Origin of the sequence: Streptomyces sp. HUAS ZL42 (assembly GCF_040782645.1) — a bacterium.
Taxonomy (GTDB): domain Bacteria; phylum Actinomycetota; class Actinomycetes; order Streptomycetales; family Streptomycetaceae; genus Streptomyces.
Map to the genome: position 1 here is coordinate 1144914 of NZ_CP160403.1, position 12368 is coordinate 1157281.

A 12368-nucleotide genomic window follows, 5' to 3' on the forward strand; every position below is an offset into this window, starting at 1 on the left:
ACATGGCTCATGGTCCGCCTATCGGGTCGACCCGAGTTCCGGTCACCCCGTTCTCGCCGCGGTCTGCGCACCCCGCGCACACCGGACCGCGCCCGCAAGGCTCTCGCCGGGCGCAGCGTCGCCGGACAGGTGTTCGTCCTGCAGGTGGTCATCGTGCTGCTGCTGGTCGTCGCCGCGGCGGTGGCGCTGCTGCTGCAGGTGCGGCACGACACCGACCGGGAGGCCCGCAACCGTTCGCTCGCCGTCGCCGAGACGTTCGCCAACGCCCCCGGCACCCGCGAGGCGTTGAGCAGTCCCGACCCGACGGCCGTGCTGCAACCGCGGGCGGAGGCGGCCCGCAAGACGTCGGAGGTCGACTTCATCGTCGTCATGAACACCGACGGGATCCGCTACACCCACCCCAAACCCGACCGCATCGGAAAGAAGTTCGTCGGGGACATCGGGCCCGCCCTGGCCGGCGAGAGCACGACGGAGGAGATCACGGGGACCATCGGGCGGCTGGTGCAGGCCGTGGTACCGATCAAGGATCCGGACGGCAAGGTCGTGGGCCTGGTGTCGGCCGGGATCACGACGGCACACGTGGGCGGGGCCGCGGACCAGCAGCTGCCCGTCGTGCTGTTCGCGGCGGCCGTGGGACTCGCCCTGGCCACCGCGGGGACGGCGCTGGTGAGCAGACGGCTGCTGCGCCAGACCCACGGCCTGGGCCCGGGCGAGATGACGCGGATGTACGAACACCACGACGCGGTGCTGCACTCCGTACGGGAAGGAGTGATCATCGTCGGCGACGAGGGCGACCTGCTCCTCGCCAACGACGAGGCACGCCGCCTGCTCCACCTGCCCGAGGACGCCGAGCGGCGGCAGGTGCTCGACCTCGGCCTCGACCCGGGCACCGCCGAGCTGCTCGCCTCGGGGCGCGTGGTCACCGACGAGGTTCACCTGGTGGGTGGCCGGCTGCTGGCCGTCAACCAGCGGCCCACCCATTTGAAGGGCGGCCCTGACGGCAGCGTCGCCACGCTCCGCGACTCCACCGAGCTGCGGGCCCTGTCCGGCCGGGCGGAGGCGGCACGGGAGCGCCTCAGCATGCTCTACGACGCGGGCTCGGGCGTCGGAACCAGCCTGGACGTGACCCGCACCGCCGAGGAACTGACCGAGCTGGCCGTTCCCCGGTTCGCGGACTTCGCCACCGTGGACCTCTTCGACGCCGTCCTCGCCGGTGAGGAGCCGGACGGGGCGACCGATCTGCGGCGCACCGCGTTCAGCGGCATCCGCAAGGACGCGCCCCTGTACGGGGTGGGCGAGCGGATCCGGTTCGTCGCGTCCTCCCCGCAGGCCCGCAGCCTCCGCACCGGTGAGGCCGTCGTGGAGCCACGCCTGAGCGAGGCCTCCGGCTGGCTCGCCCAGGACCGGGAGCGCACCGAGCAGGTGGTGGCGTACGGCATCCATTCCCTCATCGCGGTGCCGCTGCAGGCAGGGGCACTGGTGCTGGGTGTGGTCAGCTTCTGGCGCTGCGCGAAGGAGGAGCCCTTCGACACCGAGGAGGTCGCCCTCGCGGAGGAGCTGGCGGCCCGGGCGGCGGTCTCCATCGACAACGCGCGGCGCTACACGCGCGAGCACAGCATGGCGGTGACGTTGCAGCGCAGTCTGCTGCCGCGCAGCCTGCCCGAGCAGAGCGCGCTGGACCTCGCGTACCGGTACCTGCCGGCGCAGGCCGGCGTCGGCGGGGACTGGTTCGACGTCCTGCCGCTCTCCGGCGCACGGGTGGCGCTGGTCGTGGGGGACGTCGTCGGGCACGGGCTGCACGCAGCGGCCACCATGGGGCGCCTGCGGACGGCGGTGCACAACTTCTCCGCGCTGGACCTGGCGCCCGACGAACTCCTCGCGCTCCTCGACGAACTCGTCTCCCGGATAGACCAGGACGAGCGGACCGAGGGCGGCAGCGCGCCCATCACGGGCGCCACCTGCCTGTACGCGGTCTACGACCCCGTGTCCCGGCGCTGCACCCTGGCCCGCGCGGGACACCCGCCGCCGGCCCTGGTCGGGGCCGACGGCGGCGTCGCGTTCCTCGAAGTGCCGGCCGGTCCGCCGCTGGGTGTGGGAGGCCTTCCCTTCGAGACGGCGGACCTGCAGCTCGACGAGGGCAGCAGGCTGGTCCTCTACACGGACGGGCTCGTGGAGGACCGCGACCGGGACATCGACACCGGGCTCGAACTGCTGGGTTCCGCCCTGGCCAGGTCGGGCCGGTCGCCCGAGGACACCTGCCGGGTCGTACTCGACGCGCTGCTTCCCGCCCGGCCGACCGACGACGTCGCCCTGATCGTCGCCCGCACCCGGGCGCTGGGCGCCGACCGGGTCGCCGAGTGGCAGGTACCGATGGACCCGGCTGCCGTGAAGACCGTGCGGGACTCGGTCAACGGGAAGCTGGCGGAGTGGGGCCTGGACGAGCTGGTCTTCGCCACCGAGCTGATCCTGAGTGAACTGGTCACCAACGCGATCCGGTACGGCGGGAGCCCCGTGCACGTCCGGGTCATGCGTGACCACAGCCTGATCTGCGAGGTCTTCGACAGCAGCAGCACCTCACCGCACCTGCGGCACGCGGCCATGACCGACGAGGGCGGGCGCGGCCTGTTCCTCGTGGCCCAGCTCGCCGAACGCTGGGGCACCCGCTACACATCCACCGGCAAGATCATCTGGGCCGAGCAGCCGCTGCCCCGACCGCAGTCGGCTCTATAAACACACCTTCGCCAACCCATAAACCAGCCTTATGAGCTCATAGGTCGGACCCGCGTACCGACTTAGGCTTGCCTTAATTTAGGCTTCCCGACGAGTCGCCCCGTCCTCGCTCGAAGGGAACCTGATCATGCCCCGCCCCCTGCGGGTAGCCATTGTCGGAGCCGGCCCCGCCGGGATATACGCCGCCGACGCGCTGCTCAAGTCCGATGTGGCCGCCGACCCGGGTGTGTCCATCGACCTCTTCGAGCGCATGCCGGCCCCGTTCGGACTGATCCGTTACGGCGTCGCCCCGGACCACCCCCGCATCAAGGGCATCATCACGGCCCTCCACCAAGTGCTCGACAAGCCGCAGATCCGGCTCTTCGGCAACGTCGACTACCCCACCGACATCAGCCTGGACGACCTGCGTGCCTTCTACGACGCGGTCATCTTCTCCACCGGTGCGACGGCCGACCGCGAACTGCCCGTCCCGGGCATCGACCTGGACGGCTCCTACGGCGCGGCGGACTTCGTCTCCTGGTACGACGGGCACCCGGACGTTGCGCGCACCTGGCCGCTGGAGGCGGAGAAGGTCGCGGTCCTCGGCGTCGGCAACGTCGCACTCGACGTGGCGCGCATCCTGGCCAAGACGGCCGACGAACTCCTGCCCACGGAGATCCCGCCGAACGTCTACGCCGGTCTGAAGGCCAACAAGGCCCTGGAGGTCCACGTCTTCGGCCGCCGCGGCCCCGCGCAGGCGAAGTTCAGCCCGATGGAGCTGCGGGAGCTGGACCACTCCCCCAACATCGAGGTCATCGTCGACCCCGAGGACATCGACTACGACGAGGGCTCCATCGCCACCCGGCGCGGCAACAAGCAGGCCGACATGGTCGCCAAGACCCTGGAGAACTGGGCCATCCGCGACGTCGGCGACCGCCCGCACAAGCTGTTCCTGCACTTCTTCGAGTCTCCGTCCGAGGTCCTCGGCGAGGACGGCAAGGTCGTCGGGCTGCGCACCGAGCGCACCGCCCTCGACGGCACCGGCAACGTCAAGGGCACCGGCAAGTTCACCGACTGGGACGTCACCGCGATCTACCGCGCCGTCGGCTACCTCTCCGAGAAGCTGCCCAAGCTGCCCTGGGACATCGAGTCCGGCACGGTCCCGGACGAGGGCGGCCGGGTCATCGAGGAGGGCGGCGCGCACCTGCAGTCGGTGTACGTCACCGGCTGGATCCGGCGCGGCCCGGTGGGCCTGATCGGCCACACCAAGGGAGACGCCAACGAGACGGTGGCGAACCTGCTGGACGACCACGCAGGCGGCCGTCTGCAGACGCCCGCTTCGCCCGAGCCGGAGGCCGTGGACGCGTTCCTCGCCGAGCGCAGCGTCCGCTTCACCACCTGGGAGGGCTGGTACAAGCTGGACGCCGCGGAGAAGGCACTGGGCGAGCCGCAGGGCCGCGAGCGCGAGAAGATCGTCGAGCGTGAGGACATGCTCAAGGCGAGCGGCGCGTAAGCGGGTTCGGCCGGAGCAGAGCCGACGGGCCCGGAGGCGGACGCCTCCGGGCCCGTCGGCTCTGCTCAGCTCAGCTGTCTTCCCGCGGGTAGGTTTTGATGATCTTGCCCTTCACGTTCGCCCTGATGTAGCCGGCGCCGTAGTCGTCCGAGAGATAGACGTTCATCGAGGCATCGGTGTCGAAGATGCTGGAGGCCGGGTCGACCACGAGGTAACGGTCGTCGGGGTTCGGCACGTTGAGCACCTTGTCGGCCTTGCCGAACAGCGCGGGCACCGCGTCCCAGTCGTAGTCGTCCAGGTCGGCGGGGATGGTGCCGCTCGTGACGGTGCCACTCGGGCCGTCCTTCACCGCGACGTCCGCACCCGCCTGGTAGCTGAAGCGGTCGTAGAGCTTGCTGTGTACCTTCACCGGGCACTCGGCGATGGCGTAGTCCTCGTAGACGACGAACCTGGTGACCGTCGAGCCGCCCGACGCGGCCTTGAGCTTCGCGACGGTCGTCCGCAGGCCCTCCGGCGTCAGCAGGCTGGATGCCGCCTCGGAGCCTGCGCTGTCGGCGGAGGACGATCCGGTGGCGGAGGCAGTGCCGGACGCGGTGGCTGTCGCCCCGCCCCGGGATGAGCTGCTGGGCGCGGCCCCAGTCGTGTTCTTGCTGCTCCCCTCCGGCAGCAGCGCCCACACCAGCACGCCGGTGAGGACCGCTGAGGCCAGCGAGGCCGCCACGGCGAGGATCGGGGCGCGCCGGGTGCGAGAGTGCGCCGACGGGGCGTGCGCCGGCGCGATGGTGACGGCGGGCGCGGGGTCGGGCCACGCGCCGGGAACGGCGGGGGCGGGCGCGGGTGCGGGTGCGGGTGCGGGGGCGGGCAGCCGGTACGACGTGGTGCCGGCACCGGCGGGTGGTACATCGTTGCGCGTCGGCAGTCCCGCCTCCGCGGCGGCGAGCATGCGGTCGAGGGTCCCCGCGTCGGGCCGCGCCTGCGGGTCCTTGACCAGGACCGCGTTCAGCACCCCCGTCAGCGGTCCGGCCTGGCGCGGCGGCGGTATGTCCTCGCTGAGAACGGCGGCGAGGGTGGCGAGGGTTGAGTCCCTGCGCAGCGGATGGTGCCCCTCGACCGCCACGTACAGCAGCATCGCCAGCGACCAGAGGTCCGAGGCCGGACCGCCCTCCTTGCCGGTCACGCGTTCGGGTGCCATGAAGTCGGGGGATCCGATGACGGCCCCGGTGGCGGTGAGACTGGAGAACTCCCGGCTCGCCGCGATGCCGAAGTCCGTCAGGACGGGACTCCCGTCCGGCCGCAGCAGCACGTTGGCCGGCTTCACGTCGCGGTGCTCGATGCCGACCGCGTGCGCCGCGCGCAGGGCGGACAGCACCTGCCGGCCCAGCCGGGCCGCCTCGACCGGCGCCATCGGGCCCTGATCGAGGCGGTCCTGCAGGGAGCCACCGGTGACGAGCTCCATGACGATCCACGGGTAAGTGCCCGGGCCGCCGTCGACGATGTGATGGATCGTCACGACATTGGGATGGTGGACCCGGGCCAGGGCGCGGGCCTCCCGTAGCACGCGCTCGCGCAGCGTCCGCGCGCCCTCGGGGTCGTACTCGGCGAGCCCCGGATCCGGCGGCCGCACCTCCTTCACCGCCACCTCGCGGTGCAGCGCCATGTCACGGGCACGCCACACCCAGCCCATGCCCCCGCCACCGAGACGCCCGGCCAGTTCGAAACGGCCGTCGATCACCCGTCTACCGGGTCCCCCTTCGCTCATGCGGGGGAGCCTAAAGGGCGCACGACCCGAACGTGTATCCGGGGCTGCTCATGTCGCGGACACGCGGGTCATGTCCGGCTCGGAAGGAGAGTGCTTCGGCATGCTGTGAACCGGCTCTTACCCGGGTAGACCTCACTCAGCGCATCTTCCGCGCCCCCCTCGGCTACGAAGGACTCACGGACTTGGCCATCGCGTACCCTGACGCACCCTCAACCCGGCGCCCCGGACGGTCGTGGACGATCCGGATGACGGGGCACCGCGACCGCACCGCCTCGGTCAGCTGCTCCTCGGGCTGCCGTATGCCTCCTCGCTCCCGCGACATCGCCGCGCTGCGTCGCTTCGCCGAGGCCCATGCGGCCGCCCACGCCAGGGCGGCGACCGTGCGGCCCGACGCGGCCTGCGGCTGCCGCCAGCAGAAATGCGCCGCCCACGAGGGCACCCGGATCGGCTGCGCGGGCATGGTGGTCCTCGCACTGCGTCACGATCCCGCGGTGGGCCAGGTGTGGACGCTCACGGAAGTCTGCTCCGCGTGTGCACCGCTGATGACGCACACCAAGGTCGTCGGGCGGGCCACACCGCGTGCGCGGCCGGCCACGGACAGCCGGACCGATGACGTTCCCCCGGGTGAGGTTCCGTCCTCCGGCCCGCGGGAGGCACCGGCCGCCACTCTGACGCGTGCCGTGCCCGGCGGGTTCAGTGCGCCGCTGCCCGCCCCGCAGGACCCACCGCCTCGACGCGGGGGCGCGGCACGTCGGCCCACGCCCGAGGGTCACGGCAGGCGTTGAGGGGCGGCACCGTCCGGCGGCCTCGCGCAGGGCCGCCTCGGCATGCGCGAACGGGCCCTGCCCCGACGCGGATGGTGGGCAGGCCCCGTTCGCCCCATGATTGTCGTGTCCCAGACGTGTCCGGGACACGAGTGAACGTGGGTGGACTGATGTGCGCCGTGTGCGCCCCGTGCGCGGGTCGCACGCCCCGTGTGTTGCGTGGATCCGAGCCGCCGCCCACGCCGAGGCACGACCGTGCGGCCCGACGCTCCCGCGCCCGAACAGGCGTGGCCGCCGGGCCGGTTGAGGCTCCGGCGCAGGCCCCACTCGTCCTCACCGTGTGAGCGGAAGGCCGTTACGACGTGCTCGGGGCGGGGGTGGAGCCCGTGCCCGCCGGCTCCTGAATGGTTCCGCCCAGCTTCGGCCGGAACTCCTCCAGCAGCTTCGCCGGCGCGCTGACCACCCAGCGCGTGCCGACCAGGAACTCACCCGTGTAGGCGGCGTCCAGCCAGGTCAGCTTGTACTTCTCCGCAGGGAACGTGGTGATGGTGTAGTCGCCCTGCTCCGTGTGGCAGACGCCCTCGCGCAGTTCGTTCGCCTCGACACGGATCTGGGCCGTGCATCCCGTCAGACCGGCGATCACCTCGATCCTCGCCGGTGCGACGACCCCGGCCTCGGTGGCGGAGATCTTCGTCGGTCCGCTCCTCGCCGCGGCGTCGCTCTCACCGCCGCTGCATGCCGTGGCCAGGGGAAGAAGCACCACGCTGCCGGCCAGCGCGGCGCCACGCGCCAGGCGAGCGCCCTGCGGGGAGCGGCGCCGACTGCTTCCTCGATGTGGCTGCTGCAACACGTACCTCTCCGTATCCCCGTGTCTGCGTGTTCCGCCCGCGGCAGCGGACTGGCGTACGACGAGGGGTACGGGGCAGCGCCCGGGGCTGTTCACACGAACAGCCCGACCGGGCTCATGCGGGGTCAGGGGCGGTCCGTACCCGCCGTACGGCCGTAGCGCCGCTCGAAGCGCTCCACGCGGCCCGCGGTGTCCAGGACTCGCGAGGTTCCCGTGTAGAACGGGTGGGAGTACGACGAGATCTCGACGTCGATCAGGGGGTGGGTGGTGCCGTCCTCCCACTCGATCGTCCGCGCCGACCGCGCGGTCGAGGGGATGAGGAACGCGGTACCCGCCGCTCGGTCGCGGAAGACGACGGGGCGGGAGACGGGATGGATGCCAGGCCTCATGATGGTTCCCTCCTCACAGCCGTTCGCCGAAGGGCGCCGGCTGGGTTCATCGCTCCTCGCGGAAGGGGACGTGCGCCCCGGCCACGGGGTCGTACTTGCGCAGGACCAGTCGGTCCGGGTCGTTGAGACGGTTCTTGCGCGTCACGTAGGTGACGCCGGTCCCGGCCGTCGACTTCAGAGTGACGACGGGACGCGCGGTGGTGCGTGCCACGAGGCCTCCTTCCGCCCACATCACGGGATCCCGGATCTTGTCCCGCACATGTCAGTTACGTGTCCCTCAACACCACCCCTGGCCCGTTCATTCCCTACGCCGCGACGGTCGCGCGCTCGCGTGCGGACCGTACGGCCGCCGTGAGGCCCGCGATGTCGTACGCGCCGTGATGCCTGCGGCCGTTGACGAAGAACGTGGGCGTTCCCGCCACACCGCCGAGGTCCGCCGACTCGACGTCCTCGGCGACCCGCGCCGCACCCGCATGGGCACGCATGTCCCGCTCGAAGCGCGCGGTGTCCAGCCCGATCCGCTCCGCATACCCGCGCAGGTGCTCGAAGCGCAGGGCGCCCTGGTGGCTGAGCAGCAGATCGTGCATGTCCCAGTACCGCCCCTGGAGAGCGGCCACCTCCGCGGCCTCCGCGGCGAGCTGGGCGTGGACGTGGACGTCGGACAGGGGCAGATGCCGCCACACGTAGCGCACGTCCCCGAAGTCCTGGAGCAGTTCGCGGACGACCGGCTCCGCCTGCCCGCAGTAGGGGCACTCGTAGTCGCCGTACTCGACGACCGTGACCGGCGCGTGCCGCGGGCCGCGGATGTGGTCCCGGTCGGGGTCGACGGGCACCGCGAGGTCGACGATCGTCTCCGCCTTGCCGACCAGTGCCCGAAGCCGTCTGCGGTGCGGCAGCACACCGATGACCGCGGTGACGAGCCTGCTGAGCACGAAGGAGCAGAGCACCGCGCTCAGGATGCCGGTCTTGGCGTCCTCGAGCCGCGTGCCGTCGAAGGCGAGCGTCGCGATGAGCAGCGAGACCGTGAAGCCGACTCCGGCCAGCGTTCCTCCCGCGGCGACCGCTCCCCAGCCGATCGGAGGCCGGGCCGCGCCGCGGGACAGGACGGTGGCAAGCGCGGACGCCCCGAGGATGCCGAGCGGCTTGCCTGCGACGTATCCGATGAGGATGCCCAGCGTGACGGGTGAGGTGAAGGCCCTGGCGAGCTGGTCCCCGCTGATCTCGACACCCGCGTTGGCCAGGGCGAAGAGTGGTACCACGGCGTAGCTGGTCCAGGGGTGGAACATGCGCTGCAGGCGGTCGTTCGGGGAGATGGCCGAGGCTAGACCGGCTCGGACGGAACGTTCCAGTTCGGGTGTCGGCTGCTCGCGGAACCGGCGGAACAGGCCGCTGGCGCGTTCCAGGTCGCTGCGGGCCGCCGGGTAGGCGTACGTCAGCAGTCCCATGGCGAGGCCGATGACGACGGGGTCCACCCCCGATTCGAGCAGAGCCACCCAGGCGGCGAGCGCAAGCAGCGCGTACACGACGCCCCGCTGCACCTCGAGCCGCCGGGCCAGCAGGATGACGACGAAGACGCCGACGGCGAGGAGGAGTGCCGGAACGGAGATGCGCTCGCTGTAGGCGACCGCGATCACGCCGAGCGCCAGGAAGTCGTCGACGACCGTGATCGTGAGGATGAAGACCCGCAGTCCGGCGGGCATCCGGCGTCCCACGACCGCCAGCATGCCCAGGGCGAAGGCGGTGTCGGTGGACATCGCCGCGCCCCAGCCCTGCGTCGCGCCGCGACCGGCGTTGATCCCGAGGTAGATGCCGATCGGCACGAGCATGCCGGCCAGGCCCGCGGCGAGCGGCAGGGCCAGCCGTCTGCGCTCGCGCAGCTCGCCCATGTCGAACTCACGCCGTGCCTCCAGGCCGACGACGAAGAAGAACAGCGTCATCAGCCCGCTGTTGATCCACTCCCGCAGGTCGAGCGACAGACCGTGCGAGCCAAAGCGCACGGACAGGTGGGTGTGCCAGAACGACTCGTACGCCGAGGGCGCCGCGTTCGCCCAGACGAGTGCGGCGAGCGCCGCCGTCACGAGGACGGCGGCGCTTCCGGTCTCGGTGCGCAGGAAGTCGCGCAGCGGGGAGTGCGAGTCGCCCCCGCACGCGGTCTGCCCTGTGTAGTCGGTGGCCTCTGGGGACATGCCTGGCCCAACACCATCCATCCGACGTGTCATTCCTTGAAGCAGAGTGCCGGTCAACCCGTGGACGGCCGATCCACCCCACGAACAACCGGGTCACCGGGCTGCTCCGGCGGGTTGTCGCACCCCCGCTTGATCGAGTACCACCTGCGGCGACGATACTGGAACTCGCACGCCGTTCCCGTCCCACAGATGGACCCATGCCGATCTCCCCCGCCGTCCGCCCCTCGACCCCCTCCACCGTGTGGCTCGCCCGTGGTCGCCACGTCGGATCCACGGCGGAAGCAGTCCTGCGCAGGCAGCTGCGGCTGCGCAAGGACGACGGGGCCGTGCAGGACTTCCGTGAACTGCCCGCATCCGAGAGCTCCCAGGGCCGGCGCGTCTTCGAGGCCCGATGGCAGGTCCCCGTGGACGTGACGGTACGGGCCCGGCTGACCGTCAGCGACGGAGCGGGGCAGGGGCAGGAGTGGACGCTGATCGCGGAGGCGGAGGCCCCGTGGAACCATCAGTGGCCCTCGCCCGCAGATGTGTTCTGGCCCGATCAGCCGGACGCCGGCTGGGACCACGCCACCGTCGCCGGTGTGCGCGTCGGGGACGTCACTTCCCTCCCCGAGGACGACAAGGACCTGCGGCGCGTGCTGAGGAACTGTCTGCGCGACGGCTGGAGCATCCACGTCGTCGTCCACGAGGCCATGACGACCGACGCACGAGGGCGTCTGCCGCTGACCCGGTTCCTGCCGGCGGGCCTGCGCCACCGCGTGGTCGAGCACCGCGCCGCACCACAGCAACTGCGCGCCGTGAACTGGGCCCTGAAGGAGTCCGGGGTCGAGGTGCCGCGTGGCGGGGCCGTGGTGCTGCCCGGCACCCCGGCCCCGCCCGATCACGACGCCCACGACCTCTCCGTACGCACGGTCTTCCTGGACGGCTCGGAGCCGACCGGGCTCATCGACGCGGTGACACGTTTCGCCGCCCTCCCGAAGCCGCTGCCGGAGGGCGGCGACGAGGCGCTCACGGCGCTGCGGGAGGACTGGCAGCTGCTGACCCTCGAGGAGGAGCTCGCCCGCGAGCGGCGGCTCGTGGTCATGTACGCGGAGGCGCTCGAGGCCATGACGAAGTCCCGCGACCTGTACCGCGAGGCCGCCGAACGGGCCAACGAGGCACTGGCCGCCTACCGGGAGTCCTCCGCCGCGAACGTGCCGGAGCAACCGTCCGGTAAGCCGGTCGGCTCCCCGTTGCAGCAGCTGACCCGGACGTTCGAACGCCTCAGGGGCACCGCCAAGTCCCCGCGCCTCGCGCCCGGCGCGGACGGCACGGACGGCACGGACAACGGGACCGAGCCGGAGGATCGCTAGACGCGCCGCGTCAGCGGAAGAGGGGCAGGCGGTCCGCGACCGCTGTCCGGGGCTGTCGCAGGCGCCCGCAGCGTCTGGCGGGCGGCTCGTCGGGCACCGATGGGCCTGGGCATGGCGCTGACCGAGGGCAGCACGATGGACGCCGCGTTCGGCGACTTCACGGAGTCCGACCTGGCCGGCTGTCACATGCCCGCGCACGCCTGGTCGGCCACCGGATCCGCCCCGTGCCGTGAATGCGCACCCTGGGGTGCCGTGCCATTCGAGTGAGGCAGGAGGGTGAGGACGACTCACCGGTGCGGGTGACCGGCGCGACTGCCGGTTTACCCCGAGGTAATACGGGCGCGAGAACCGGGAATCCAGAAAGTGGGTCCGCATTCTGCGGTCCCCACCCCGGAGGAGGACCCGTGGACACGACCACTGCAGTGATCACCGTCGCCGTGGTCCTCGCCGCGGCCGCTCTCGCAGCGGCCGTGGCCCTGCTGGTGCGACTGGTGCGCACCCGGCGCGGGTTGCGGCGGGCCGGGCTTCCCACCGGACCGCGCTGGGTCTTCTGGGGCGCCGTCCTCTACTTCGTGCTGCCGGCCGATCTGCTGCCCGACCCCGTGTACCTCGACGACATCGGTGTGATCCTGCTCGCACTGCGCACGATGCGCGGCCCGGCCGACGAGCGCAGGAGCAGAGCCGTCGACCGGCCGGGCGACCCCGCCTGACAGCGACTCAACCCCCTCGCGCCCTCGCCCGTCTCAGGTTCGGGGTGCCCGAACTCGCCGCCGATTACGGAGCGTAAGGAAACCAATCACCCGTTCGATTCGTATAAGTAAATGGAAGCCCAAGAGTTCCGAGGGCGGAAGC

Annotated in this window: 11 protein-coding genes; 6 read left to right on the forward strand and 5 right to left on the reverse strand. The window is 71.7% G+C overall.

Annotated elements, in window-relative coordinates:
- The first annotated feature begins 9 nt into the window (after positions 1-9).
- The gene (locus ABZO29_RS05440) at positions 10-2730 is read left to right on the forward strand and encodes a SpoIIE family protein phosphatase (RefSeq protein WP_367318974.1); all 2721 of its coding nucleotides are present in this window, start codon (positions 10-12) and stop codon (positions 2728-2730) included.
- Between the two features lie 127 nt (positions 2731-2857).
- A complete protein-coding gene (locus ABZO29_RS05445; protein WP_367318975.1) occupies positions 2858-4222 on the forward strand; it encodes an FAD-dependent oxidoreductase in 1365 nt (454 codons plus the stop codon).
- Between the two features lie 70 nt (positions 4223-4292).
- Here the strand turns inward: ABZO29_RS05445 and ABZO29_RS05450 are convergent, their stop codons facing one another.
- The gene (locus ABZO29_RS05450; protein ID WP_367318976.1) at positions 4293-5981 is read right to left on the reverse strand and encodes a serine/threonine-protein kinase; all 1689 of its coding nucleotides are present in this window, start codon (positions 5979-5981) and stop codon (positions 4293-4295) included.
- Between the two features lie 245 nt (positions 5982-6226).
- Here ABZO29_RS05450 and ABZO29_RS05455 point away from each other — a divergent pair, with 245 nt between their 5' ends.
- Positions 6227-6766: a hypothetical protein gene (locus ABZO29_RS05455; protein ID WP_367318977.1), complete on the forward strand. Its 540-nt coding sequence runs from the start codon at positions 6227-6229 to the stop codon at positions 6764-6766.
- 334 nt (positions 6767-7100) lie between these two features.
- On the opposite strand, the gene ABZO29_RS05460 is transcribed toward ABZO29_RS05455, so the two are convergent.
- The 4 genes from ABZO29_RS05460 to nhaA form a co-directional block, all read right to left on the reverse strand.
- A complete protein-coding gene (locus ABZO29_RS05460) occupies positions 7101-7592 on the reverse strand; it encodes a hypothetical protein (protein ID WP_367326053.1) in 492 nt (163 codons plus the stop codon).
- Between the two features lie 125 nt (positions 7593-7717).
- Positions 7718-7981 carry a type B 50S ribosomal protein L31 gene (locus ABZO29_RS05465; protein WP_367318978.1) on the reverse strand — a complete coding sequence of 88 codons (264 nt, stop codon included), beginning with the start codon at positions 7979-7981 and terminating at the stop codon, positions 7718-7720.
- Positions 7982-8027: 46 nt separating this feature from the next.
- Positions 8028-8192, reverse strand: coding sequence for a 50S ribosomal protein L33 (gene rpmG / locus ABZO29_RS05470; protein ID WP_367318979.1), 165 nt, complete (start codon positions 8190-8192; stop codon positions 8028-8030).
- Between the two features lie 94 nt (positions 8193-8286).
- The gene (gene nhaA, locus ABZO29_RS05475; protein ID WP_367318980.1) at positions 8287-10167 is read right to left on the reverse strand and encodes a Na+/H+ antiporter NhaA; all 1881 of its coding nucleotides are present in this window, start codon (positions 10165-10167) and stop codon (positions 8287-8289) included.
- Between the two features lie 197 nt (positions 10168-10364).
- Here nhaA and ABZO29_RS05480 point away from each other — a divergent pair, with 197 nt between their 5' ends.
- The 3 genes from ABZO29_RS05480 to ABZO29_RS05490 all read left to right on the forward strand — a co-directional run bounded on the left by ABZO29_RS05480 (position 10365) and on the right by ABZO29_RS05490 (position 12226).
- On the forward strand, positions 10365-11516 hold the full coding sequence (locus ABZO29_RS05480; RefSeq protein WP_367318981.1) for a hypothetical protein: 1152 nt from the start codon (positions 10365-10367) through the stop codon (positions 11514-11516).
- A 111-nt stretch (positions 11517-11627) separates the two neighbouring features.
- A complete protein-coding gene (locus ABZO29_RS05485; protein WP_367318982.1) occupies positions 11628-11783 on the forward strand; it encodes a hypothetical protein in 156 nt (51 codons plus the stop codon).
- A gap of 137 nt (positions 11784-11920) precedes the next feature.
- On the forward strand, positions 11921-12226 hold the full coding sequence (locus tag ABZO29_RS05490) for a DUF1232 domain-containing protein (RefSeq protein WP_367318983.1): 306 nt from the start codon (positions 11921-11923) through the stop codon (positions 12224-12226).
- Positions 12227-12368 lie beyond the last annotated feature (142 nt).

What these genes read in the sequence shown, in the direction of transcription:
- ABZO29_RS05465 (WP_367318978.1), bottom strand. Translation starts at nt 7,981, where the DNA reads ATGAGGCCTGGCATCCATCCCGTCTCCCGCCCCGTCGTCTTCCGCGAC.
- ABZO29_RS05485 (WP_367318982.1), top strand. Translation starts at nt 11,628, where the DNA reads ATGGCGCTGACCGAGGGCAGCACGATGGACGCCGCGTTCGGCGACTTC.
- ABZO29_RS05450 (WP_367318976.1), bottom strand. Translation starts at nt 5,981, where the DNA reads ATGAGCGAAGGGGGACCCGGTAGACGGGTGATCGACGGCCGTTTCGAA.
- ABZO29_RS05455 (WP_367318977.1), top strand. Translation starts at nt 6,227, where the DNA reads ATGACGGGGCACCGCGACCGCACCGCCTCGGTCAGCTGCTCCTCGGGC.
- ABZO29_RS05480 (WP_367318981.1), top strand. Translation starts at nt 10,365, where the DNA reads ATGCCGATCTCCCCCGCCGTCCGCCCCTCGACCCCCTCCACCGTGTGG.
- ABZO29_RS05440 (WP_367318974.1), top strand. Translation starts at nt 10, where the DNA reads ATGGTCCGCCTATCGGGTCGACCCGAGTTCCGGTCACCCCGTTCTCGC.
- ABZO29_RS05445 (WP_367318975.1), top strand. Translation starts at nt 2,858, where the DNA reads ATGCCCCGCCCCCTGCGGGTAGCCATTGTCGGAGCCGGCCCCGCCGGG.
- nhaA (WP_367318980.1), bottom strand. Translation starts at nt 10,167, where the DNA reads ATGTCCCCAGAGGCCACCGACTACACAGGGCAGACCGCGTGCGGGGGC.